Consider the following 24,154-nt stretch of genomic DNA (forward strand, 5'->3'; position numbering starts at 1 on the left):
GTTCGCCTCTTTCAGTTGCACCTGCAGCACCTTGATCTGCTGCTCGGGCGTCAACACGCTGGGGGTCTTGTCCAATGGCATAGCTGCACATGATGCACCACGCCCCCACCCCTGGCGTCCGTGCTTGCGCAGCCACACCAGCACCGTCGAGCGGCCCTGAATTCCGTAGCGCTCTTGTGCCTGCTTGTACGTCAGCTCGCCTTTTTCCACCTGCTCGACAACGCCCAACTTAAAAGCCAGCGTGTAGTCTCGCTGGCTGCGCCGAACTCTCGATTCCATCACTGTTGCCCTTTCCTTCACGAAAAGGTGTCAACACCTGGCAGGACGGGTCATGCCCATGAAAAAAGCCGACCCGCGGGTCGGCTTCTGGATGGCCTGGATTCTCGCTCAGCGCGGTGAACGGGCCGGGCGCTTTCTGGCGTCGTGGGGAGCGAACGGCTTTCCACCGAAGCCACCCGCACTGCCTCGGCGATCACCGAAGCCTCCGCGAGGCGCGGCCGCACCCGCAGCGCCTCGTGGTGCGCTGCCACCGGGTCCCCGGCCTGCATCGCCGAAGCCCTGCTTGCGCCCATAGCCGTCGGTATCCCGTTGCCCACCGAAAGAGCCACGCTCCGGCCGCGGTCCACCATGGGAGCCGCCCCGCGCTCCACGATCGCCGAAACCACCACCGCCCTTGCGATCCCGCGAGAACCCATCGCTGCGATGGCCCCGACCGGGCGCGAAGTCCGCGCGGGCCTGCGGGAAGCGCTGCTGCGGCTCCAGTCCCGGAATCACTTCAGCCTTGAACGGCTGCTTGCTGTATCCCTCGATGTCAAAGATCTTGCGCCGATCGCGGAATTCGGCAAACGTCACCGCCAGGCCATCACGGCCTGCGCGGCCCGTGCGACCAATGCGGTGCGTGTAATCTTCCGCCTTCATCGGCAGGCCGAAATTGAAGACGTGCGTGATCGTGGGAACGTCGATGCCGCGGGCCGCCACGTCCGTGGCCACCAGAATCTGCACCTGCCCATTGCGCAGCGCCATCAACCGGCGATTGCGCAGGCCCTGGCTCAGGGCGCCATGCAAGGCCACTGCGGAGAAGCCATCTTGCTGAAGGTCGTTGGCCAGTCCATCGCACTCCACCTGCGTGCTCGCGAAGACCACGGCCTGGTTGATGGACGTGTCGCGCAGCCAGTGATCCAGCATCTTGCGCTTGTGCTGCGCGTTGTCGGCCCAGAAAAGCATCTGCTTGATGTTGGCGTGCTTCTCCTGAGGGGAATCGATCTGCACTTTCTTGACCGATGCACCGCCGTCGTGCATGACACGCATGGCCAACTGCTGGATGCGCGGCGCGAACGTGGCGCTGAACATCATCGTCTGCTTGCGCTGGTTGGTGAGTTCGTTGATCTCGGCCAGATCATCGGAGAAGCCGAGGTCCAGCATGCGGTCCGCCTCGTCCACCACGAGAAACTGCACCTGATCGAGCTTGATCTGCATCGAGCGCTGCAAATCCAGCAGCCGGCCCGGCGTGGCGACGACGAGGTTGGCATTTTGCAGTTTGGCGATCTGCAACTGGTAAGGCATGCCGCCAACGACGTTCGCCACGCGCAGGCCACGGCAGTGGCGCACCAGCTCGATCGCATCGTGCGCCACCTGCTGCGCCAGTTCACGGGTGGGGCACAGCACCAGCGCGCCCGGCGTGGCGGCCTTGAAGTGGCGAGGATTGGTCGGATCCTTGCGCTTGGAGCGCTTCGGAGACGGCTCGCCGCGCGCCGCCGCTTCGGCAGCTGCGGCCTCTTGCTCGGCACGGGCAGCGGCCTGGGCTTGTGCCTGCTGGTGGATCAGGGTGTGGAGCACCGGCAGCAGGAAGGCCGCGGTCTTTCCGCTGCCCGTCTGGCTCGACACCATCAGGTCGATGAAACGCCCCTCCGCGCTGCCAGCGCCCATGGCGAGGGGAATGGCCCGCTCCTGGACACCCGTGGGCTGGGTGTAGCCCAGATCGGCGACGGCCTGCACGAGTTCGGGGGCCAGCCCCAGCTGCACGAAACCATTGGGCGCTTCAGGCGCTTGCGCAGCGACCTCCGCGGAAGTCGTCACCACATCGCAGGCATCGGAAGCAGCCACGAAAGAAGAATCTGCAGGCGCGGAGTCGCCCTGCACTGGCAAAGTGTCGGTCATGAATATGTTTCTCACACGAAGACGGACGCAGGCGCATGCCTGCGGAGGCTTCGTTAATGGTTAAAAAACATCAACCATTCAACGAAACCAGCGCCCGCGTGGCGGGGCAGGTGGGCATTGGTGTGGCAATTCCAGACCGCATTGCTGCGGCAGGCCACGGCCCGGTGTGAAGGGGAGATGCACAGATTGCACGAAAATTCGGCTCACCAAGAGGAGCATTTCCGCGCAAGCCCTTGATTCTCGCACGGTTCGGGTTTTCCCGCAATCCAGCGACTGGATCAAAGCGCGAGCAAATGCCGGCGATAGTGCGCCAGTTCGTCGATCGATTCGTGCACGTCCGCCAGCGCCGTATGCCGCTGGGCTTTCTTGAACGTGGAGTAGGCCTCGGGCTTCCATCGCTTGGAAAGCTCCTTGAGCGTGCTCACGTCCACATTGCGGTAGTGAAAGAACGCTTCCAGCCTGGGCATGTATTTCACGAGAAACCGGCGATCCTGGCCGATGCTGTTGCCGCACATGGGGGCCACGCCCTTCGGGACATAGCGGGCCAGGAACTCCAGGATCGCCTGCTCCGCCTGCGCCTCGGTCACGGTGGAGGCCCGCACTTTCTCAATCAATCCGCTGCGGCCGTGCGTCCCCTTGTTCCAGGCATCCATTCCATTCAGCAGCGCATCGGACTGGTGGATGGCGAATACGGGCCCCTCCACGCGCGGCTCGAGATCCGGCCCCGTCACCACGACGGCGATTTCGAGCAGACGATCGGTTTCAGGGTTCAGGCCGGTCATCTCGCAGTCGAGCCAGACGAAGTTCTGGTCGGTTTTGGCAAGGACAGGCGGCGGGGGAGCAAAGTCGGTATCGGACATGGCGGAATTGTCGCCCAAGGCCTGGCACGTTCGGTCTTGGCGACCCACGCCTCGGGCCACCCCGTGGCATTGCCCTAAACTTCCGGCACATGCTCGCGCCCCCCTCCTCCTCGTTGTCCTATTTCGCCACACCCGCCGGACTGTTGACAGCCATCTTCGCCCTGTTGCTGCTCGCAGGCCTGGTGGCGCGCTTCTGGCTGGCATCCCGGCAGATGCGCCACGTGGCACGCCATCGGCATGCAGTGCCCGAGGCCTTCGCGGCCCGCATTCCGCTCCCGGCCCATCAGAAGGCCGCGGACTACACCATCGCCAAGGCCCGGCTGGACCTGCTGGACACCGCACTGGGCGCGGCGATACTGCTTGGCTGGACGCTGCTGGGCGGGCTGGATACCCTCAACCAGGCACTGCTCTCCGTCCTCGGCGGGGGCATGGTCCAGCAGTTGGCCCTGCTGGGGGCCTTCGCCGTGATCAATGGCCTTATCGACCTGCCCATGGCGATCTACCGGACATTCGTCCTCGAAGAACGTTTCGGGTTCAACAAGACGAACGCACGCCTCTGGCTTTGGGACCTTGCCAAATCCACACTGATGGGGACGCTGATCGGCCTGCCCATCGCGGCCCTCATCCTCTGGCTGATGGGCGCGGCCGGTTCGCTCTGGTGGCTGTGGGCCTGGGGGGCCTGGACAGCGTTCAGCCTCCTCCTGATGGTGATCTACCCGCTTTTCATCGCGCCGGTCTTCAACCGCTTCCAGCCGCTGGAGGACGAGTCCCTGAAGACCCGTGTCACGGCCCTCATGCAACGCTGCGGTTTTATGGCGAAGGGATTTTTCGTGATGGATGGCAGCCGCCGCAGTGCGCATTCGAATGCCTATTTCACGGGCTTCGGCGCAGCCAAGCGGGTCGTGTTCTACGACACCCTGCTCAAGCAGCTCCACCCTGGCGAGGTCGAGGCCGTGCTCGCCCACGAACTCGGCCATTTCAAGCATCGCCACATTACCCGCCGCATGGTCGGAATGTTCGCGATGACCTTGCTCGGGTTCGCCCTGCTGGGCTGGCTGTCGGGCCAGCCATGGTTCTATTTCGGCCTGGGCGTGCAGCCCAATCTGTCTTTGCCGGGCATGCCATCCCCTGCGCCCAACGACGCGCTGGCACTGCTGCTCTTCCTGCTGGCAACGCCCGTGCTGACCTTCTTCATTTCCCCCGTCTTCGCACAACTCTCCCGCCGCGACGAATTCGAGGCCGACGCCTATGCCATGGCACAGGCCCAGGGCGGCGATCTCGCCTCGGCACTGCTCAAGCTCTACGAAGACAACGCCTCCACGCTGACACCCGACCCGGTGTATGCACGGTTCTACTACTCCCACCCGCCCGCCAGCGAGCGGCTGGCGCGCATGCCCTTGCCCACACCCTCCCCATGACCCACTCCATGCTCACCAAGAAAGACTGGTCCGCGCTCACCCGGCGCGCGCTCAACCCCACGGAAATCGTGTCCCGCCTGGCCGAGCTGCAAGGCTGGGCCCTGAGCGGTGACGGCACCGCCGTCGCGATCGAGAAGACCTACCGCTTCGCCGATTACCACGAAACCATTTCTTTCGTGAATGCGGTCGCATTCATCGCCAATGCGCAGGACCACCACCCGGACCTCTCGGTGCACTACAACCGTTGCGTGGTCCGGCTCAATACCCACGATGTCCAGGGCATTTCCGCCACGGACTTCGAGTGCGCCGCCCGATTCGATGCGCTTCTGACGGCATCCGCATGAAGCGCCGCAGGGGTCCGCGACATGGCTGAGCGCAGTACACCCCGCGAAGGCCTGGTGGTCGCCAGCCACGGACGGCATTGCCTGGTTGAGAGCCCCGACGGCACGCGGCGTATCTGCCACCCGCGCGGCAAGAAGAGCCATTCCGTCGTGGGCGACCGGGTCCTCTGGCAAGCGCCTCCGCCCGGACAGGGCGAGGAAGGCACGATCGAAAAGGTGCAGGAGCGCCGCAACCTGTTTTACCGGCAGGACGAGATCCGCACGAAGTCGTTCGCGGCCAACCTGGATCAGGTCCTGATTCTCATCGCCGCCGAGCCCGTGTTCTCGGAAAGCCAGCTGGCCCGGGCGCTCATCGCCGCCGAGGCCGAAGGCATCACGCCGCTCATCGCGCTCAACAAGAGCGATCTGGTCGAGCCGTTCGAGCGGGCGTGGGAACGCCTCTGGCCCTACCGCCACATGGGCGGCGAGGGCCCCGGGCAGCACCACTACCGCGTCCTGCCCCTGTCGCTCACCCAATCCGGGGAGGTGGACAAGACCGCGCTTTGGGAACAGCTGAGCGGCAAGACCACCCTGGTCCTCGGGCCATCGGGCTCCGGCAAGAGCACGCTCATCAACCTGCTGGTGCCCCACGCGCGCGCGCAGACGGGCGAAATCTCCCAGGCACTGAACTCAGGGAAACACACCACGACGACAACGACGTGGTACTGGGTGGATGAAGCGGAGCGCACCACAGCGCTCATCGACTCCCCCGGGTTCCAGGAATTCGGCCTGCACCATATTGCCGCGGCCGATCTGGCAAGGCTCATGCCAGACATCGGCCAGCATGCGGCGCACTGCAAGTTCTACAACTGCACCCATTTGCACGAGCCGGGCTGCGCCGTCATGGCCCGCGTGGATGAGCTTCAAGGAAAACCTGCGCCATGTCGGCATGGAATCAGCGCCAGCCGCTATCAGATATATAGCAACCTATATGCCGAGCTGAGCGAGCACCGGCATTGGTAACTTTCCCGAGAGCCGCCAGCACCCCACAGGCACCGGCAGATCACTCACCCCAGCAGCCGCGCCAGCGAAAGCAGCGCCAGCAGCAGCATCCACACCACGACGGACCGCCAGACCAGGCCCACCACGCTGCGCAGATGCCCCACCTCCGGCTCGCGGCCGGGCGTGCTGTCGCTGCCGGCTTCTCCCGCATCGGGGTTCAGCACGCCGTCGGACAACAGGTCTGAACGCGCCGGCAGGGCTTCGCCTCCCAGGCGCACGTTGATGGCCCCCGCAGTGGCCGCCAGGATCACGCCATCGTTGTCATTGGGAAAATGCTGCGCATGGAAACGCCAGCCATCGATCGCCTCTTCGAAGCTGCCCACCACCGCAAAACTGAGGGCTGTGAAACGCGCGGGCAGCCAATCCACCACGGTCCAGGCCTGGGCCGAGGCGCGCTGCAAGGACACGCTGGCAGGATTCGCCACGCTGGCGCGGCGGCTGTCAGCCCCCCAGTGCCGCGACACGAACTCGGAGAGCCGGTAGAAGACCGCACCCGTCGGCCCCAGCCCCAGCGCGGCAAAGATGGAGAACCACGCCAGCACGCCAAACACATGGCGGTGCGCAGCGATGACCGAATACTCGATCACATGCCGCACGATCTCGCTGCGCGGCAGCAACCCGACATCCACCTGCTGCCAGGCGGCGAGGCGGGCGCGGGCCGCATCCTCGTCACGCTCTTCGAGCGCATCGCGGATGTCCGTGAAATGGTGGCTGAACTGCCGGAAGCCCAGGGTCACGTACAGCACGATGACGCTCCACACCATCGCGGCAGGCCACCCGACCACCGACCACAACAGCCAGTGCACGCCCAGCACGATCAGCGAAGGCACGCACACGGCCAGGGTCCAGGCCACCCAGCCATGGTGGGACTTGCCCGCATCGAAGTTGCGGCTCACGGACAGCGCCCATGCGCGCACTCCGGCATGGATCGGGTTGCTGCGCGCCAGCGGGCGGGCCTGCTCAATCAGCAGCGCCATGAGGATGGCAAAGAAACTCATGCCGGCAATCATACTGGGCGGACCCCACCGCGCCAGCCGCGCTACGCCCGCATGAAGCGATAGAAGTTTCTCAGCATGCCCGCCGTCGCACCCCAGATGAAACGCAGTGCGCCGGTTGCCGGATCCGTATAGGGCATGGAGAACCACTCACGGCGAATGCCATCGACCTCCATGGCATGCCTGTGGTGATTTGCAGGGTCGAGCAGGAACGCCAGGGGGACCTCGAACACGTCGGCGACCTCATAGGGATTGGAGTTCAGCTCGCACTCCGGCCGCACGAGCGCAACCACGGGCGTGATGGCGAAAGCCGTTCCGGTCACGTACAGCGGCAAGGTGCCCAGCACCTCCACATGCCGCTCATCCAGTCCGACCTCCTCGCGGGCCTCACGCAGCGCCGCGGCGGCGGCATCCGCATCTTCCGGATCGACCCGCCCACCGGGAAAGGCGACCTGTCCGGAGTGCGTGGACAGATGCGCCGTCCGCTCCGTCAGCAGCACCGTGGGCGATTCCCGCAGCACGATGGGCACCAGCACGGCGGCATCCCTTGGAGGGCGATCCGTCATCGCCCGCTCCCGCAAGACGTCGGGCGTCCAGGCCGGAGGTGCCGCGAAACGCCGCCGCAGCGCATCCGGCGTCTGCGCCGCCAGCGGCACCGCAGGCAAGCGTTCATCCTCACGCAGCACCGGCACGCGCCGGGGATCGAAGCCCGGCAGCGCAGTCAGCGCAACGGCAGGCCCGGGGACAGGAGCATGAGAAGGGGAAGAAGACATGAAAGCCCGACGCGGCTTGGTGGCGAGGAAGTGGGCGGCTTGGCGGCCTCCACCGGCAACGGCACCAGCCACGGAGCCAAGCGCCATGAAAAAAGCCGCTACAGGTGACTGTAGCGGCTTCGTGCCAGAGAAAGCGGAGAACCTCAGGCAGCAGCGGCAGGCGTGGCAACCTTGACGCGCGAGGGCAGCTTTTCCTTGATGCGGGCCGACTTGCCCGAACGGTCGCGCAGGTAGTACAGCTTGGCGCGGCGGACATCGCCACGGCGCTTGACTTCGATGTTGGCGATCAGCGGGCTGTAGGTCTGGAACGTGCGTTCCACGCCTTCGCCGCTGGAGATCTTGCGCACGGTGAAGCCGCTGTTGAGGCCGCGATTGCGCTTGGCGATCACCACGCCTTCATAGGCCTGCACGCGCTTGCGGTTGCCTTCCACCACGTTCACGCTCACGATGACCGTGTCGCCAGGCGCGAACTCGGGAATGGTCTTGTTCAAGCGGGCGATTTCTTCCTGCTCGAGGGTCTGGATCAGATTCATTTGAGGCATCCAACGATCATGACCGCGCCAGAATTGGCAGGCGTCGGGATTGACGCAAGGTGCTGGGGCGATTCGCCAGATGTTGTTGGCGTATGTGGCCCGTCAGCGGCCGGACAGAGGATCGAAAAGCCTCTGATTATAGCAAGCCGGCCGTTTTCGCCAAGATGGCCTCATCGGCGCGGCTCAGGCGGCCTGCGGCTCGCGCCACGTCGATCAAGTCCGGGCGATGCCGCGCCGTGACGATCAGCCGCTGATCGCGGCGCCAGCGCTCGATCTGCGCGTGGTGCCCGGTCAGCAAGGGGGGCGGCACCGCGTGGCCCTGCCACTCTTCGGGGCGGGTGTAGTGGGGGCAATCCAGCAATCCGTCGAGTGCGGAATTGAAGCTGTCCGATTGGTGGCTGCCCTCGTCGTTCAGGACGCCCGGCTGCAACCGCGCCACCGCATCCAGCAACGCCATGGCGGGTATCTCGCCGCCCGAGAGCACGAAGTCGCCCAGGCTCCACTGGCAATCGACATGCGCGTCGATGAAGCGCTGATCGACCCCTTCATAGCGGCCGCAGAGCAGCACCGCCCCGTCGCCACGGCTTGACCACTCCACGACCCCCGCATGGTCCAGCCTCCGGCCGATCGGGGAAAACAGCACGAGGGGAGCCTGCGCATCGCGCGGTTCGGCCCGGTCTGCCCGGATCGCCTGCAGGCAACGCTCGAGCGGCTCCGCCATCATCACCATGCCCGGCCCGCCGCCAAAGGGACGATCGTCCACCCGGCGGTAGTTGCCCTCGGCATGGTCGCGCGGATTCCAGAGCCGGACGTCCACCAGGCCGGACGCATAGGCACGCCGCGTGACGCCGCTCGCGAGGAACGGCGCAAAAATTTCGGGAAAGAGAGTGATGACGTCGAAGCGCATGGCAGCCGGGCACCACCCTCAGTAGTCGGGCTGCCAGTCCACCACGATGCGGCGCCCCGCCAGATCCACCTGGTCCACGAAGGCCGACACGAACGGGATCATCCGTTCGAGCGCCTTCCCACCTTCCTGCTCCTGGGTCAGCACCAGCGTGGTCTGGGGCCCTGTCGCCAGCAATTCACGCACCTTGCCCAGCGCAAGGCCCTCGCGATTGACGACATCGAGACCGATGAGATCCACCCAGTAATACTCATCCTCCGCGGCCGTGGGGAAGCTCGAACGGGGAATGAAAATGCGCGCGCCGCGCAAGGCATCCGCGGCATCGCGGTCATCCACGCCCTGCGCCTGCGCCACGATGGAGCCGGAATGCTCCCGCGCCTGCCGGATGGCGAGCAGCACCGTGCCGGTGAAGAAGCTTTTTGCGCCTTTCTCGCTGGGCAGCAGATACCAGCGCTTGGACGAGAAAAGCGCCTCGGGATCGGCGCTGTGGGGCAGCACTTTGAACCATCCCTTGATCCCCCATGCATCCGCGATGCGCCCGACCTCCACCGCATCAGGGGGCAGATCGGCGGGATCCAGGACGGGAAGATTCGGCATGGTCGAGAGGAATGAATCAATGAAAAAGGCGGGCTCCGCACGCTACAGCGACGGAACCCGCCTCATCCGGGCAGTCGATCACCCGGAAAACGCGCTGGGCGCTGTGATCAGGCAGCCGCCTTGGCGGCTTGCTTGATCAGACGCTCCACGGTCGGAGACGTCTGGGCGCCAACGCCCGTCCAATACGTCAGGCGATCCTGGGCGATGCGCAGGCCTTCTTCGCCGCCCTTGGCCGTGGGGTTGTAGAAGCCCAGGCGCTCGATGAAGCGGCCATCGCGGCGCACGCGCTTGTCGGCCACGACGATGTTGAAGAACGGACGGCCCTTGGAGCCGCCGCGGGAGAGTCGAATCACGACCATAATGAATCCTTCGGGTGGGTACAGCAAATGCTGCTGAGGTTTTTTTGCGGCGTTTGAGACACGCGACATGGCCACCCGGCCAGCGACACGCTGCAAAGCCAGTGATTATAGCCCCGACTCACGCATGCCCACCATCCGCCCCAGCCGCGACGAAGACGTCGCGGCCATCACCGCCATCTACGCGCACCATGTGCTCCACGGCACCGGCACCTTCGAGATAGAGCCGCCGGGCGCCGCCGAAATGGCGACCCGGCGCGCCGATGTGCTGGCACGCAGCCTGCCCTACCTGGTGGCCGAGGACAACGGCGAAATCCTCGGGTTCGCTTATGCGAACTGGTTCAAGCCCCGGCCCGCGTACCGTTTTTCCGCGGAAGACTCGATCTATGTCGCGGAGACGGCGCGCGGCCAGGGCATCGGCCGCCAGCTGCTGGAGGCCCTGTGCGTTGCCGCCGAGGCTGCGGGCGTGCGCAAACTGCTGGCGGTGATCGGCGATTCGGCCAACACGGGCTCCGTGGGCGTGCACCGCACAGCGGGGTTTTCGCAGATCGGCGTGATGCGCTCCATGGGCTGGAAGTTCGGGGCCTGGCGCGACATCGTGCTCATGGAAAAGTCGCTGGGCGCAGGCGACACCACGGCCCCTGAATGATCCCGGAAACCCACTGAGGCAGCGCAACGCCATGACCCGGACCCGCAACAAGACCATCGCCGCCTGGCTCGCCTTCCTGGGCGGTCCGCTGGGCCTGCACCGCTTCTATCTTTACGGGGCCGCTGACCTGATCGGCTGGATGCTGCCGATTCCCACGGCGCTGGGCATCCACGGCATCCAGCGCGTGCAGCAGTGGGGGCAGGATGACCACCTCAGCTGGGTACTGATTCCCCTGCTGGGCTTCACGATCGCCGGATGCGCCCTGCGCGCGATCCTCTATGGCCTCATGACGCCGGAGCGGTGGAACGCCCGCTTCAATCCCCAGGCGCCCCTGGATGCACCGGCAGGCCGAACCCACTGGTTCACGATTTTCGCGATCGCACTGTCGCTGCTGGTGGGCACGGCCGTGCTGATGGCAAGCCTCGCATTCAGCTTCCAGCGCTATTTCGAGTACCAGATCGAGGAAGCGCGGAAGATTTCACAGTAATCGGCTCCATGTCGCCGTGAAATCTGGAAAGATTGCTCCCAAAAAAGGAGCAAACCACCCTCCGCGCCCCGCCACCGTGGATCAGTACAGCTGCAGGCTGACCCAATAGGCGATGGCCGCCACGAAAGCGCTGGCCGGGATGGTCAGGATCCAGGCCCAGACGATGTTGCCCGCCACGCCCCAGCGCACGGCGCTGGCACGCTGCGTGGACCCGACGCCGACGATGGCGCCGGTGATCGTGTGCGTGGTGGACACCGGAATGCCCAGAGCGGTCGCCAGGAACAGCGTCATCGCGCCGCCCGTCTCGGCGCAGAAGCCGCCGACGGGCTTGAGCTTCGTGATCTTCTGGCCCATGGTCTTGACGATGCGCCAGCCGCCGAACATCGTGCCCAGGCCGATCGCGAGATAGCACGCCACGATGGTCCAGGTGGGAGGGGCCGTGTCCGAGGCCGACGCATAGCCCGTCGCGATGAGCAGCAGCCAGATGATCCCGATGGTCTTCTGTGCATCGTTGCCGCCGTGCCCCAGACTGTAGGCACCGGCCGACAGCAGTTGCAGCCTGCGGAACCACTTGTCCACCTTGCTCGGACGGGTGCGCCGGAAGATCCACGCCACAGCCACCATCATGAGGGAGCCCAGCAGGAACCCCAGCAGCGGCGACACGAAGATGAAGGCCACGGTCTTGAGGATGCCCGCCGAAATCAGCGCCCCGGCTCCCGCCTTGGCGATGACCGCGCCGACGATGCCGCCGATCAGCGCATGCGACGAGCTGCTCGGAATGCCGTAGTACCAGGTGATGACATTCCAGGTGATGGCCCCCACCAGCGCGCCGAAGATCACGTGGGTATCGACCACCCCGGGCTGCACGATCCCCTTGCCGATCGTGGCGGCCACGCTCAGATGGAAGACGAAGATGGCGATGAAATTGAAGAACGCGGCAAAGACCACGGCCTGCGTGGGCTTGAGCACCCCGGTCGAAACGACCGTCGCGATCGAATTGGCAGCATCGTGGAATCCGTTCATGAAATCGAACAGGATGGCCAGCGCGACCAGGAGGACCACGACCCACAGGGCGGTTTGTACGGTTTCCATGCTTTAAACCTGCGACCGCCGGAGATCAGGAGTTCTCGAGGATGATGCCCTCGATGTGGTTGGCCACGTCCTCGCACTTGTCGGTGATGGTCTCCAGCAACTCGTAGATGGCCTTGAGCTTGAGCACTTCGCGCACATCGGGCTCCTCGCGGAAGAGCTTGCTCATCGCGCTGCGCATTACGCGGTCGGCATCGCCCTCCAGGCGGTCGATTTCCTCGCAGGTCTTGATGGCCGCCTCCGCCACGGCCGGGTCGGCGATCTTGTCGAGCAGCCTGACGGCATCGCGCAGGCGTTCGCAGCACTTGAGGCTCAGATCCGTCAGGCGGGAAATCTCCTCGGTCATGTGGCGCACGTCATAGAGCGCCATGGTCTCGGCCGAATCCTGGATCAGGTCCGCCACGTCGTCCATCGTGTTGATGAGCGAATGGATCTGCTCGCGGTCGATGGGCGTGATGAACGTCTTGTGCAGCGCGCGATTGACCTCGTGCGTGACGCGGTCCGCGGCCCGCTCGGCGTTGTCGACGTCCTGGTTGTACTTGTCCCGCAGATGCGGATCGTTGTAATTGGCCACCAGCTGCGCAAACGCGCGGGCTGCTTCCACGATGCGATCCGCATGCTGGTTGAACATCTCGAAAAAATTGCCCTCGCGGGGCAACAGCTTTCCAAACAACATGCGGACTCCTGGGATTGCTTTCAGGCATGCGCCACGGGCGGCTTTGCCGCGAATGTGACGAAAAGATGACGGTTTCAAGAAAGGCGCGAGTTTAAGCGCGCCTTTCACTGCAACCCCGCGATGCGGCGATATGCCCACAGATGGGCGATCTTGAACCCGGCCGGGAGAAAGAACGTCGGAAGATTCCTACGAGCACGGCACGTGAGCGCCCACAAACCTTTGCGCATCCCGGGCTTCCAATGGACGTTCGATCCCGTTCAAGGGCGATGGCCCGCGCACCTTGATGCTCGCTCGCCCTCGTCGATTGGCCCAACCCTCCAAGGACTCTCTCCATGCAGAAACAGAAACACCCGGTCCGGCTTCTTTCCTGCGCCATTGCACTCGCCTGCGGCGCGGTGGCGGTCCACGCCCAGACCTCCTCCCGCAATTCCGTCATACCCAGTACCGAGCAAGGCTATCTGGGACTGAGCGGAGGCAAGTCCAAATACGACCTCCGCAGCGGGACGGGCAACTTCAACTTCGATGACAGCGACACCGCCTGGAAGCTCTACACGGGCGGCTACTTCAACCCCAACTTCGGCGTCGAATTCGGCTACCTGAATTTCGGCAGCGCCCACCGCATCGGGGGAGAAACCAAGGCCCAGGGCCTGAACCTCAGCCTGGTGGGCCGCGCCCCGATCGGCACCCAGTTCGATGTCTTCGGGAAGGTCGGCACCACCTACGGCCGCACCAAGACCTCGGGCAACCCCGGCTTTGGCGTGACCACGGGCAACGACAACGGCTTCGGCCTCTCCTTCGGCGGCGGCCTGCGCTGGGCCTTCAATCCCCAATGGGCCGCCGTGGTCGAGTGGGAACGCCATCGCCTGCACTTTGCCGACGGCAAATCGGACGTGGACATGACCACGCTGGGCGTGCAGTACCGCTACTGAGCGCCAAGGCCCCAGTCGGCCACCACACACAGGCTCCGAGAAAGGGAAAAGCCCCTCTCGGGGCTTTTCTCATGCACTCCCCGCCGCCACTGCGGCCCGGGGTCCGGACGGGTGGTCACTCGCCCAGGTACGCGGCGCGCACGCGCGGATCGTTCAGCAGCTGCAGGCCGGGGCCGGTCATGGTGATGAGGCCCGACTCCATGACGTAGCCGCGGTCGGCCAGCGCCAGCGCACGGCTGGCGTTCTGCTCCACCAGCACGATGGTCACGCCGAGCGCGTAGACGTCGCGCACCACCTCGAAGATCTTGTCCACCATGATCGGCGACAGGCCCATGGAGGGCTCGTCGAGCAGCAGCACCTTCGGCTGGCTCATGAGCGCGCGGCCCATCGCAAGCATCTGCTGCTCCCCGCCCGACATGGTCCCCGCCAGCTGGTCCTTGCGCTCGCGCAGGCGCGGGAAGATGGTGAACATCTTCTCGATGTCGGCAGCGATGCCGGCCTTGTCGTTGCGCGTGTAGGCGCCCATCTGCAGGTTCTCGGTGATGGTCATGCGCGCGAACACGCCACGCCCCTCGGGCACCATCACGAGCCCCTTCTTCACGAGATCCCAGGCGCCCCGGCCCTTGATGCTTTCCCCCAGATACTCGATGTCGCCATCGTTCATCGCCAGGGTGCCGGTGATGGCCTTCATCGTGGTGGTCTTGCCCGCGCCGTTGGAGCCGATGAGCGATACGAGCTCGCCCTCGCGGACCTCGAAATCCACGCCTTTCACGGCCTGGATGCCCCCGTAGGCCACTTTCAGGCCCTTCACGGAAAGCAGTACTTTGCTGGATGTCTCGGCCATGCTCAATGTCCTCCGGTGCCCAGGTAGGCCTCGATCACTTTTTCATTCTTCTGCACATCGGCAGGCGTGCCCTCGGCGATCTGCTTGCCGTAGTCGAGCACGGTGACGCGGTCGCACAGGCCCATCACCAGCTTCACATCGTGTTCGATGAGCAGGATGGTGCGGTTGTCCTGGCGGATCCGGTCGATCAATTCGCGCAGTTGCACCTTCTCGGTCGCATTCATGCCGGCGGCTGGCTCATCGAGCGCGATCAATTGAGGATCGGTGGCCAGGGCCCGGGCGATCTCCAGGCGGCGCTGGTCGCCGTAGGACAGCGTGCGCGCCTTGAAATCGGCGTACTTGCCGATGCCCACGTAGTCCAGGAGCTCCTGGGCGCGCTTGGCGATGGCCGCCTCCTCGTCCTTGAAGCCCTTGGTGCGGAAGACGGCGCCGATGATCCCCGACTTGGTGCGGATGTGGCGCCCCACCATCACGTTCTCCAGTGCCGTCATTTCGGCGAAGAGGCGGATGTTCTGAAAGGTACGGGCGATGCCTGCCTTGGCCACCTCGTGCACGGCCGTGGGTTCGTAGGGCTTGCCCGCGAGTTCGAAGTTGCCGCTGTCAGGCGTGTAGAGGCCGGTGATGACGTTGAAGAACGTGGTCTTGCCGGCGCCGTTGGGGCCGATGAGGCCATAGACCTGACCGCGCTGGATGGTGATGCCCACGTCGGAGAGGGCCTGCAGCCCGCCGAATCGCTTGGAAATGCCGGCGACCTTCAGCACCACCTCGTTGGTTGTTTCTGCCATGTTCGTTGCTCTCGAAGGGGTGGTTCTCAGGACTTCCGCACCAGGCTCTTGCCATGCTCGGGCGCTGGCCACAGGCCGCGCGGACGCAGCAGCATGATGATGATCATGGCCAGTGCGATGAGCAGTTGGCGCAGGATGGCGGAGTCGAGCCGGCCGTCCGTCATGGATTGCAGCGGGCCGGCCACATAGCGCAGCACTTCCGGCAGGGCCGACAGCAGCACGGCGCCCAGGATCACGCCCGGCAGATGGCCGATGCCGCCCAGCACCACCATGGCGACGATCATCACCGACTCCATCAGGCTGAAGGATTCGGGGGAGACGAAGCCCTGGAAGGCACCGAACATGGCGCCCGACACGCCGCCGAACGAAGCACCCATGCCGAAGGCCAGCAGCTTCATGTTGCGGGTGTTGATGCCCATGGCCTTGGCGGCGATCTCGTCCTCGCGGATGGCCATCCAGGCGCGGCCGACACGCGAATCCTGCAGGCGGTAGCAGATGATGACGCTGAACACCACCAGCACCAGGAACAGGTAGTAATAGAGCGTGACGGAGCTGATGTCGAACCCGAACAACTCCAGGCGCCGCCCCAGATCCAGACCGAAGACCTTCACGGAATCGATCTGGCCGATACCCTTGGGGCCGTTGGTCAGATTGACGGGATGGTCGAGGTTGTTCAGGAAGATGCGGATGATTTCCCCGAAGCCCAGCGTAACAATGGCGAGGTAGTCGCCACGCAGCTTGAGCGTGGGGGCCCCGAGCAACGCACCCACGCACGCCGCCACCAATGCCGCGAGCGGGATCACGATCCACAGCGACGTGTGCAGGCCGTTGGGGAACATCGCCGCAAAACCCGCGAAGGTGTCGGAGAGATGGGGCGAGGCCATGAGGCCGAAGAGGTACGCGCCCACGGCATAGAAGGCCACGTAGCCGAGGTCCAGCAGGCCGGCATAGCCGACCACGATGTTCAGGCCCAGGGCCAGCATCACGTAGAGCAGGGCCAGATCGGCGATCCGCACCCAGGCGTTGCCGAAATACTGCAGCAGCAGGGGCAGCACGAGCAATGCGATGCCGCCGAAGATCCATTGGAGCTTGGTGTTTTTCACGGAAGGGGCTCCTTGTGTGTCAGGCACGGTCGGCCACGCGCTCGCCCAGCAGGCCCGAGGGGCGCAGCGTCAGGACGATGATGAGCACGATGAAGGCGAAGATGTCGGTGTAGTGGCTTCCCAGCAGGCCGCCCGTGAGCGTGCCGATGTAGCCGGAGCCGATGGCCTCGATGAGCCCCAGCAGGATGCCGCCGACCACCGCGCCGGCCAGGTTGCCGATGCCGCCGAACACGGCCGCGGTGAAGGCCTTGAGGCCGGGCAGGAAGCCCATGGTGTGCTGGGCCGTGCCGTAGTTGGACGCATACATGATGCCCGCGATCGCCGCGAGCACCGCGCCGATGATGAAGGTGGCGGAGATCACCATGTCGGGCTTGACGCCCATCAGCGCCGCGACGCGCGGATTCTCCGCCGTGGCGCGCATCGCGCGGCCCAGCTTGGTGTAGTTGACGAGATAGACCAACGAGGCCAGCGCCACCGCGGTGACGGCCAGGATCAGCACCTGCGTGGAGGTGATCACCGCCCCGCCCAGCTGGAACGGGGTGGTGGGCAGCAGCGTGGGATAGGGTTTGTAATTGGGCTTCCAGATGATCATGGCCAGCGTCTGCAGCAGGATGGACATGCCGATGGCGGTGATCAGGGGCGCCAGGCGGGGGCTGGTGCGCAGCGGCTTGTAGGCGACCTTCTCGATGACGAAATTGAGGGTGGCGGCGACCACGCAGGCGATGATGGTGGCCAGGAGGAGGATGAGCCAGCCCGGCGCACCGGGCATGGCCTCTTGCATCAGGCCGATGCAGCTCCAACTGGTGAGAGCGCCGATCATCAGCACTTCCCCGTGGGCGAAATTGATCAATTGAATAATGCCGTACACCATGGTGTAGCCCAGGGCTATCAAGGCGTACATGCTGCCGAGGACCAGACCGTTGATGATCTGCTGCAGCAAAATGTCCATAGAAAAAGTCCTTCGTTTGTGACGTCCCTGCCGTGATGGCCCGGGAATCGGTTCAGCCTTTTGGGCCCGATTGCCATGTAGCAAAAAACCCGCCAGGACAGGTGCCACGCGGGTTTGGTGCGGGATTGTAGCCAGATGCATCGCGCCGCCTTACCACGGCCGGGCGGGGTTTTCCCGAGGATTTTTAGTCCATCAGCACGGCATCTACGCCATTAGGAACACTGATCCGCGGCGCTGTGATGACTGTCGGAACCTCGGCCTCCGGCATGCCCGGTCGAGCCGCCGGCATGCAAGGCCGAAGCGGGGTCACTCCGCCGTGGAGGACGGCGCCGCGCCAGGTCCGGATGCCTGCCGCGCGGCATCGTCGAGCTGCCGCAGATGCGCGAGCTTTTCCGCGATCTTGGCTTCGAGCCCGCGCGACACGGGTCGGTACCATCCCGGCTCGTCCATCGCGTCGGGAAGGTAGGTTTCTCCCGCCGCATAGGCCTGCGGCTCGTCGTGGGCATACCGGTAGGCCTTTCCGTGGCCCAACTCCTTCATGAGCCGGGTCGGCGCATTGCGCAGGTGCACGGGCACCTCGCGGGACTTGTCCTTCTGGACGAAGGCCCGGGCCTGGTTGTAGGCCATGTAGCCGGCATTGCTCTTGGGCGCGATCGCAAGATACAGGACGGCCTGCGCCAGGGCCAGTTCCCCCTCCGGCGAGCCGAGGCGCTCGTAGGTGGCGGCGGCATCGTTCGCGATCTGCAGCGCGCGCGGGTCCGCAAGCCCCACGTCTTCCCACGCCATGCGCACGATGCGGCGCGAGAGGTACTTGGCGTCGGCGCCACCATCCAGCATGCGGCACAGCCAGTAGAGCGCCGCATCGGGATGCGACCCGCGCACGGACTTGTGCAGGGCGGAGATCTGGTCGTAGAAGTGGTCCCCGCCCTTGTCGAAGCGCCGCGCGTTGAGCGTGAGCGCACTCTGCAGGAACGCGGCATCGACCTGCGCGGCACCCGCGGCCCGCGCGGCCGTGTCGGTCTGCTCCAGCAGATTGAGCAGGCGGCGCGCATCGCCGTCGGCGTACCCCACGAGGGTGCTCACGGCGGCATCGTCCAACGCCAGATGCTCCAGCACCTTCTCCTGCGCGCGGCGCACGAGCTGCCGGAGCTCGTCGTCCGTCAGTGCCTGCAGCACGTAGACCTGCGCCCGGGACAACAGCGCGGAATTGACCTCGAAAGACGGGTTCTCGGTCGTGGCGCCCACGAAGGTCACGAGACCCGACTCCACGAACGGCAGCAGGCCATCCTGCTGGCTCTTGTTGAAGCGGTGGATCTCGTCCACGAAAAGAATGGTCTTCCGGCCCCGCGCCAGATGGTGCTCGGCCTGCTCCATCGAGGCCCGGATCTCCTTCACCCCGGAGAACACCGCCGACAGGGCGATGAATTCGTAGCCGAAAGCGCTGGCGGTCAGCCTCGCGAGCGTGGTCTTGCCCACGCCGGGCGGCCCCCACAGGATCATCGAATGCGGCTTGCCGGATTCGAAGGCGAGCCGCAGCGGCTTGCCCGGCCCGATGAGGTGCGACTGGCCGATCACCTCGTCCAGGCTGGCGGGGCGCAGCGCTTCGGCCAGCGGCGCGGAAGGAGGAGCGGAAAACAGATCGGCCATGGAGCTATGCGGGATGCGGCGGAAAGAAAGAAGTCGTACGTGGATGGACGGATGGAATGACCGGAGCCAGAACCGGCGCGAGGGGGAAGCAGGACACCCCCCGCCTGCCCGCCGGATTATTCATGCCCCCGAGACCCTGCACCAAGGCGGGGCATCGCCCGGCCGGGCCATGGCACGCCGGCGGAGAACAGGCCTGTCCGGCATGCGTCCGCGCACCACGGCATGCTCGCGCACAATGCGCGCCACTGGCGGCCGCACACACGGCCCGCCGGCCCCATTCCAACCCATTTCGTCCGGAGGAGTCCATCCATGTCATTCGCCGCCCATACCGTCGCCGCCCTGATCGGCGTGCTGCACGTCTACATCCTCGTGCTGGAAATGTTCCTCTGGGAGCGGCCGGCCGGGCTGCGCGCCTTCGGCCAGACGCCCGAGCGCGCGGCGGCGACGCGGGTGCTGGCGGCGAACCAGGGGCTGTACAACGGCTTCCTGGCCGCGGGGCTGTTCTGGGGGCTCTGGCTCGGTGGCCCCCAGGGGCACTCGGTCATCGCGTTCTTCCTGCTGTGCGTCCTGGTGGCCGGTCTCTACGGCGCGGCCACCGCATCCCGCAAGATCCTTTTCATCCAGGCGGTGCCCGCCGCGATCGGCCTCGCGCTGCTCTGGCTCGCCTGAGCCGGGCCGTCACTGGCGCACCACGTCCGCGCCGGGCGGCGCCTTGAATTCGAAGGTGGATGCCGGCAGCGAAGCGCTCGACTGCAGATTGCTGAACCGGATCACCGAGCGCTGGCCAAAGCTGTCGAGGATGTCCAGCGCCGCCAGCTGCTCGCCCTGGAAGCCCACGCGCACGCTCTTGAGCTGGCCTTCCTTGGCCTTCGGCGTGGCCTGCACCCACTGCAGTCCGTCCTGGTCGGGCGCCGACTCCAGCGCGAAATCCTTGCGCAGCGCCTGCAGATCCGGCGCCGAGGCCAGCAGGGCGGCGGGCGTCGTGCCCAGGGCCTGGGCCTGTGCGCGCTGGGTGACCTGGTTCAGGTCAGCGTCATAGAGCCACAGGGTCTTGCCGTCGGCCACGATGGTCTGCTCGAAAGGCTTGGCGTACACGAACTTGAAGCGCCCGGGCCGCTGGAATTCGAAGGTGCCGCTGGAGGTCTTGGTGCGGGCGGCCTGCCCGTCCTTGGGCGGGGCCGTCACGGTCTGCGTGAAGTCCGCGCGCCCGGCCTGGGAGCCCTTCATGAAGGATTCCAGGCTCTTCAGTCCATCTGCCGCTGCATTCTGGACACATGCAGCTATGAAAACCATAGCAAACCACTGTTTCATCGTCGTTCCATCCTTGTCACGGGGCCGCGGCGGGCCGGCAATCACTCGCCGCGGTGGGGCACCAGCACTTCGCGCTGGCCGCTGGCGGTGAGGGCGCTCACGAGACCGGCCTTCTCCATGTCCTCCAGGAGGCGTGCGGAGCGGTTGTAGCCGATGCGCAGCTTGCGCTGGACGTAGGAGATGCTGGCCTTGCGGTCCTTGAGCACCACTTCCACCGCCTGGTCGTACATGGGGTCTTTTTCGCCGCTTTCACCCCCTCCCCCTTCGCCGAAGGCTCCATCGTCGCCATCGACCGTGCCGCCTTCGAGCACGCCCTCGATGTAGTCGGGCTCGCCCTGGGACTTGAGATAGTTCACCACGCGGTGCACCTCCTCGTCGGAGACGAACGCGCCGTGCACGCGGATCGGCAGGCCCGTGCCGCTGGCCATATAGAGCATGTCGCCCATGCCCAGCAGCGCCTCGGCGCCCATCTGGTCGAGGATGGTGCGGCTGTCGATCTTGCTGCTGACCTGGAACGCGATACGGGTGGGAATATTGGCCTTGATGAGGCCGGTGATCACATCCACGCTGGGGCGCTGGGTGGCCAGGATCAGGTGGATGCCGGCCGCACGCGCCTTCTGCGCCAGGCGGGCGATCAGCTCCTCGATCTTCTTGCCCACCACCATCATCAGGTCGGCCAACTCGTCGATGACGACCACGATGTGCGGCAGGCGCTCCAGCGGCTCGGGCTCCTCTGGCGTGAGGCTGAAGGGGTTGTAGATGAATTCCTCGCGCGCCTTGGCCTCGTCGATCTTCACGTTGTAGCCCGCGAGGTTGCGCACGCCCAGCTTGGACATGAGCTTGTAGCGCCGCTCCATCTCGGCCACGCACCAGTTCAGGCCGTGGGCGGCCTGCTTCATGTCGGTGACCACGGGGGCCAGCAGGTGCGGGATGCCTTCGTACACCGACATCTCCAGCATCTTCGGGTCGATCATCAGCAGGCGCACGTCGCGCGCCTCGGCCTTGTAGAGCAGCGAAAGGATCATCGCGTTGATCCCCACCGACTTGCCCGAGCCCGTGGTGCCCGCCACCAGCACGTGCGGCATCTTGGCGAGGTCGGCCACTACCGGGTTGCCCACGATGTCCTTGCCCAGGCCCATGGTGAGCAGGCTCTTGGCCTCGTGATAGACCTGCGAGCCGAGGATCTCCGAAAGCCGGATGGACTGGCGTTTGGCGTTGGGCAGCTCCAGCGCCATGTAGTTCTTGCCCGGAATGGTCTCGATCACCCGGATGGAGACGAGCGAGAGCGAGCGCGCGAGGTCCTTGGCGAGATTGACCACCTGCGAGCCCTTGACGCCCGTGGCGGGCTCGATCTCGTAGCGCGTGATGACGGGGCCCGGCATGGCGGCCACCACGCGCACGTCCACGCCGAAGTCCTTGAGCTTTTTCTCGATGAGGCGGCTGGTCATCTCCAGCGTCTCGGGCGCCACGGTTTCCTGCCGCGCCTGGGCGCCGTCGAGCAGGTCCACCTGCGGCAGGCGGCTGTCGGGCATCTCGGTGAACAGGGGTTTCTGCCGCTCCTTCACCACGCGCGTGCTCTGCGGCACGTCGGTGAGCACGGGCTCGATGATCTGCACGGGCTGCGGGTGGTGCTCCTGGATTTCGTGGCGCTCTTCCTGCACCACTTCCTCGCGCTCGCGCGCCGCCCGCTTGCCGGCGGCGAGGTCCCGCGCCTTTTCGCGGCGCGCGCGGCCCAGTTGGACCAGCGCGTCGATACGGCCACCCAGGCGCTCGGCCAGTTGCCCCCACGAGAAGCGGAACACCAGGGCGGCACCCGCGATGACGGCGATCACGCCCACCAGCCCGGAGCCCGTGAAGCCCAGCCACTTCACGCCCGCCGGCCCGGTCAGGTATCCGAGCACGCCGCCCGCGTGGCCGGGCAGCAGGGGCTCCAGCCGGTAGAGGCGCGACCATTCCAGGGCGGTGCTTGCGCACAGCAGCAGCGCCAGGCCGCACCAGAACATCAGGCGGCGCGCGAGCGGGCTCTGCCCGCCCGCCGTGGCCGCATCGCCGCCACGCATCCAGCGGGCGAGCGACGCGATCCAGGCACGCGCCCCGGCGGCCACGCACCACCAGACCGAAAAACCGAGGGCGAAGTAGCTGCTGTCGGCCAGCCAGGCGCCCAGGCGGCCGGCCCAGTTGGCCATCAGCTTCCCATCTTGGGCACCGGACGTGGACCAGGCGGCGTCCTGCGCCGAATAGCTTGCCAGCGCGAGCAGCCAGAAGACCAGGGCCAGCAGGCCGACCACCAGGCCGATCTCGTGGCCGAAGCGCGCGGCCATGCTGCGCGGCGCGGATTTGCCCCCGGAAGAAGCATTGAGGGTATTGAGGGAGTACGTCATAAGTCGAAGAGCGCGGCAAGCTTACCCCAAGCCCCCGGCCCGGCGGATGCCCTCCCGGCACCGCTTGCGCCCCTGGCGGGCCACGGCTTTCCATGGCTTCTTACAATCGACCCGATTGAAAACCCCGCCCGCGCACGGCGCGCGGCCGGGTTGATACTCCCGGGTCCCGTCCGCAAGTGCGGGAGGCTTCCGCGATGCGGCGGCTCACAAACTCTTACCTTTCACCATGTCCACTACGCAACACGCCAAAGTCCTGATCCTGGGTTCCGGCCCGGCCGGCTACACCGCCGCCGTGTACGCCGCGCGCGCCAACCTGAATCCCGTGCTGATCACGGGCATCGCCCAGGGCGGGCAGCTCATGACGACGACCGAGGTGGACAACTGGCCCGCCGATGTGAATGGCGTGCAGGGCCCCGAGCTGATGCAGCGCTTCCTGGAGCACGCCGAGCGCTTCAAGACCCAGGTGGTGTTCGACCACATCAACGAGGTGGACCTGGGCAAGCGCCCGTTCACGCTCAAGGGCGACAGCGGCACCTACACCTGCGATGCGCTCATCATCGCCACGGGCGCCTCGGCCAAGTACCTGGGCCTGCCGTCCGAGGAAGCCTTCATGGGCCGCGGGGTTTCGGGCTGCGCCACCTGCGACGGCTTCTTCTACCGCGAGCAGGACGTGTGCGTGGTGGGCGGCGGCAACACCGCCGTGGAAGAGGCGCTGTACCTCTCCAACATCGCCCGCAAGGTGACCCTGGTGCACCGGCGCGACAAGTTCAAGGCCGAGCCCATCCTCGTGGACAAGCTCAACGACAAGGTCGCGGCCGGCAAGATCGAACTCAAGGTCTTCCACACCCTGGACGAGGTGCTGGGCAACGACGGCGGCGTGACGGGCATCCGCATCAAGAGCACCCAGGATGGCAGCACGCAGGAGATCGCGCTGCAGGGCTGCTTCATCGCCATCGGCCACTCGCCCAACACCGGCATCTTCGAGAACCAGCTCGCGATGGAGAACGGCTATATCGTGACGCAGGGCGGCCTCAAGGGCTTCGCCACGCAAACCAGCGTGCCGGGCGTGTTCGCCGCCGGGGACGTGCAGGACCACGTGTACCGCCAGGCCATCACCAGCGCCGGCACCGGCTGCATGGCCGCGCTCGATGCGCAGCGCTTCCTGGAGCAGGAAGGCGGAAACTGAACCGCTGCGGCTGGACAGCCTGCAAAGCCGCACTATATAATCGGCGGCTTTGCTGAACCATTGCACCCGCAATGCAGTGCATCGCACTGGCTGATCGGCAAAAACATCGGGTTACCGCCACCCTATCTGGCGAGGTGAGGCCA

25 protein-coding genes and 1 pseudogene are annotated in these 24,154 nt (G+C 65.7%); 8 read left to right on the forward strand and 18 right to left on the reverse strand.

The genetic code is table 11. The features are described 5' to 3' along the window. From AX018_RS06905 to orn, 3 genes and pseudogenes are all read right to left on the reverse strand, one after another. Positions 1 to 279, reverse strand: a pseudogene (locus AX018_RS06905) (IS3 family transposase); the annotation flags it as partial. Positions 280 to 387: 108 nt separating this feature from the next. Next, a complete protein-coding gene (locus tag AX018_RS06910; protein ID WP_111876573.1) occupies positions 388 to 2,157 on the reverse strand; it encodes a DEAD/DEAH box helicase in 1,770 nt (589 codons plus the stop codon). A gap of 278 nt (positions 2,158 to 2,435) precedes the next feature. Then, positions 2,436 to 3,017, reverse strand: coding sequence for an oligoribonuclease (orn, locus tag AX018_RS06915; RefSeq protein WP_111876574.1), 582 nt, complete (start codon positions 3,015 to 3,017; stop codon positions 2,436 to 2,438). Positions 3,018 to 3,106: 89 nt separating this feature from the next. Between orn and AX018_RS06920 the strand changes: the two genes are divergently transcribed. The 3 genes from AX018_RS06920 to rsgA are packed head-to-tail and all read left to right on the forward strand — an operon-like array spanning position 3,107 to position 5,778. After that, on the forward strand, positions 3,107 to 4,435 hold the full coding sequence (locus AX018_RS06920) for a M48 family metallopeptidase (protein ID WP_111876575.1): 1,329 nt from the start codon (positions 3,107 to 3,109) through the stop codon (positions 4,433 to 4,435). After that, a complete protein-coding gene (locus AX018_RS06925; protein ID WP_111876576.1) occupies positions 4,432 to 4,779 on the forward strand; it encodes a 4a-hydroxytetrahydrobiopterin dehydratase in 348 nt (115 codons plus the stop codon). Before AX018_RS06920 ends, AX018_RS06925 begins: the two co-directional genes overlap by 4 nt. A 21-nt stretch (positions 4,780 to 4,800) precedes the next feature. Beyond that, the gene (gene rsgA, locus AX018_RS06930) at positions 4,801 to 5,778 is read left to right on the forward strand and encodes a ribosome small subunit-dependent GTPase A (protein ID WP_111876577.1); all 978 of its coding nucleotides are present in this window, start codon (positions 4,801 to 4,803) and stop codon (positions 5,776 to 5,778) included. Positions 5,779 to 5,822: 44 nt separating this feature from the next. Here the strand turns inward: rsgA and AX018_RS06935 are convergent, their stop codons facing one another. From AX018_RS06935 to rpsP, 6 genes are all read right to left on the reverse strand, one after another. After that, on the reverse strand, positions 5,823 to 6,815 hold the full coding sequence (locus AX018_RS06935; RefSeq protein WP_111876578.1) for a CobD/CbiB family protein: 993 nt from the start codon (positions 6,813 to 6,815) through the stop codon (positions 5,823 to 5,825). Between the two features lie 41 nt (positions 6,816 to 6,856). Further along, complete coding sequence (locus AX018_RS06940) at positions 6,857 to 7,585, reverse strand: CoA pyrophosphatase (RefSeq protein ID WP_111876579.1); 729 nt, start codon at positions 7,583 to 7,585, stop codon at positions 6,857 to 6,859. 143 nt (positions 7,586 to 7,728) lie between these two features. Then, positions 7,729 to 8,118, reverse strand: a complete 390-nt coding sequence (rplS, locus tag AX018_RS06945; RefSeq protein WP_111876580.1) for a 50S ribosomal protein L19 — start codon at positions 8,116 to 8,118, stop codon at positions 7,729 to 7,731. Positions 8,119 to 8,254: 136 nt separating this feature from the next. Beyond that, positions 8,255 to 9,025: a tRNA (guanosine(37)-N1)-methyltransferase TrmD gene (trmD, locus tag AX018_RS06950; protein WP_111876581.1), complete on the reverse strand. Its 771-nt coding sequence runs from the start codon at positions 9,023 to 9,025 to the stop codon at positions 8,255 to 8,257. A gap of 18 nt (positions 9,026 to 9,043) precedes the next feature. Then, the gene (gene rimM / locus AX018_RS06955) at positions 9,044 to 9,619 is read right to left on the reverse strand and encodes a ribosome maturation factor RimM (protein WP_111876582.1); all 576 of its coding nucleotides are present in this window, start codon (positions 9,617 to 9,619) and stop codon (positions 9,044 to 9,046) included. Positions 9,620 to 9,726: 107 nt separating this feature from the next. Beyond that, the gene (rpsP, locus tag AX018_RS06960; RefSeq protein WP_111876583.1) at positions 9,727 to 9,978 is read right to left on the reverse strand and encodes a 30S ribosomal protein S16; all 252 of its coding nucleotides are present in this window, start codon (positions 9,976 to 9,978) and stop codon (positions 9,727 to 9,729) included. 124 nt (positions 9,979 to 10,102) lie between these two features. Here rpsP and AX018_RS06965 point away from each other — a divergent pair, with 124 nt between their 5' ends. Both AX018_RS06965 and AX018_RS06970 read left to right on the forward strand, forming a co-directional pair. Then, positions 10,103 to 10,624, forward strand: a complete 522-nt coding sequence (locus tag AX018_RS06965; RefSeq protein WP_111876584.1) for a GNAT family N-acetyltransferase — start codon at positions 10,103 to 10,105, stop codon at positions 10,622 to 10,624. Between the two features lie 31 nt (positions 10,625 to 10,655). Beyond that, entirely contained in the window at positions 10,656 to 11,111 is a 456-nt protein-coding gene (locus AX018_RS06970) for a TM2 domain-containing protein (protein ID WP_111876585.1), read from the forward strand. A gap of 81 nt (positions 11,112 to 11,192) precedes the next feature. Here AX018_RS06970 and AX018_RS06975 read toward each other — a convergent pair whose 3' ends face one another. Continuing rightward, the gene (locus AX018_RS06975; RefSeq protein WP_111876586.1) at positions 11,193 to 12,203 is read right to left on the reverse strand and encodes an inorganic phosphate transporter; all 1,011 of its coding nucleotides are present in this window, start codon (positions 12,201 to 12,203) and stop codon (positions 11,193 to 11,195) included. A 25-nt stretch (positions 12,204 to 12,228) separates the two neighbouring features. After that, entirely contained in the window at positions 12,229 to 12,876 is a 648-nt protein-coding gene (locus tag AX018_RS06980) for a DUF47 domain-containing protein (protein WP_111876587.1), read from the reverse strand. A gap of 332 nt (positions 12,877 to 13,208) precedes the next feature. Here AX018_RS06980 and AX018_RS06985 point away from each other — a divergent pair, with 332 nt between their 5' ends. Beyond that, entirely contained in the window at positions 13,209 to 13,805 is a 597-nt protein-coding gene (locus AX018_RS06985; protein WP_111876588.1) for an outer membrane beta-barrel protein, read from the forward strand. 115 nt (positions 13,806 to 13,920) lie between these two features. Here the strand turns inward: AX018_RS06985 and AX018_RS06990 are convergent, their stop codons facing one another. The 5 genes from AX018_RS06990 to AX018_RS07010 all read right to left on the reverse strand — a co-directional run bounded on the left by AX018_RS06990 (position 13,921) and on the right by AX018_RS07010 (position 19,133). Then, positions 13,921 to 14,649: an ABC transporter ATP-binding protein gene (locus tag AX018_RS06990; RefSeq protein WP_111876589.1), complete on the reverse strand. Its 729-nt coding sequence runs from the start codon at positions 14,647 to 14,649 to the stop codon at positions 13,921 to 13,923. Positions 14,650 to 14,651: 2 nt separating this feature from the next. Further along, a complete protein-coding gene (locus AX018_RS06995) occupies positions 14,652 to 15,434 on the reverse strand; it encodes an ABC transporter ATP-binding protein (protein WP_111876590.1) in 783 nt (260 codons plus the stop codon). Between the two features lie 26 nt (positions 15,435 to 15,460). Further along, the gene (locus AX018_RS07000) at positions 15,461 to 16,537 is read right to left on the reverse strand and encodes an ABC transporter permease subunit (RefSeq protein WP_111876591.1); all 1,077 of its coding nucleotides are present in this window, start codon (positions 16,535 to 16,537) and stop codon (positions 15,461 to 15,463) included. A 19-nt stretch (positions 16,538 to 16,556) separates the two neighbouring features. Next, positions 16,557 to 17,486 (reverse strand): branched-chain amino acid ABC transporter permease, encoded by a 930-nt coding sequence (locus AX018_RS07005; protein WP_111876592.1) that lies wholly within the window; start codon positions 17,484 to 17,486, stop codon positions 16,557 to 16,559. Positions 17,487 to 17,792: 306 nt separating this feature from the next. Beyond that, positions 17,793 to 19,133, reverse strand: coding sequence for a replication-associated recombination protein A (locus tag AX018_RS07010; RefSeq protein ID WP_111876593.1), 1,341 nt, complete (start codon positions 19,131 to 19,133; stop codon positions 17,793 to 17,795). Between the two features lie 309 nt (positions 19,134 to 19,442). Here AX018_RS07010 and AX018_RS07015 point away from each other — a divergent pair, with 309 nt between their 5' ends. After that, positions 19,443 to 19,802 carry a DUF1304 domain-containing protein gene (locus tag AX018_RS07015; RefSeq protein WP_111876594.1) on the forward strand — a complete coding sequence of 120 codons (360 nt, stop codon included), beginning with the start codon at positions 19,443 to 19,445 and terminating at the stop codon, positions 19,800 to 19,802. A 9-nt stretch (positions 19,803 to 19,811) separates the two neighbouring features. On the opposite strand, the gene lolA is transcribed toward AX018_RS07015, so the two are convergent. Together lolA and AX018_RS07025 are read right to left on the reverse strand one after the other, a co-directional pair. Continuing rightward, on the reverse strand, positions 19,812 to 20,444 hold the full coding sequence (lolA, locus tag AX018_RS07020) for an outer membrane lipoprotein periplasmic chaperone LolA (RefSeq protein ID WP_111876595.1): 633 nt from the start codon (positions 20,442 to 20,444) through the stop codon (positions 19,812 to 19,814). Positions 20,445 to 20,485: 41 nt separating this feature from the next. Beyond that, complete coding sequence (locus tag AX018_RS07025) at positions 20,486 to 22,825, reverse strand: DNA translocase FtsK (protein ID WP_111876596.1); 2,340 nt, start codon at positions 22,823 to 22,825, stop codon at positions 20,486 to 20,488. A 226-nt stretch (positions 22,826 to 23,051) separates the two neighbouring features. Here AX018_RS07025 and trxB point away from each other — a divergent pair, with 226 nt between their 5' ends. Then, complete coding sequence (gene trxB, locus AX018_RS07030; protein WP_111876597.1) at positions 23,052 to 24,011, forward strand: thioredoxin-disulfide reductase; 960 nt, start codon at positions 23,052 to 23,054, stop codon at positions 24,009 to 24,011. Positions 24,012 to 24,154: the final 143 nt, after the last annotated feature.

The sequence above is a fragment of the Paracidovorax anthurii genome, assembly GCF_003269065.1.
In the GTDB taxonomy this organism is placed as follows: Bacteria; Pseudomonadota; Gammaproteobacteria; order Burkholderiales; family Burkholderiaceae_C; genus Paracidovorax; species Paracidovorax anthurii.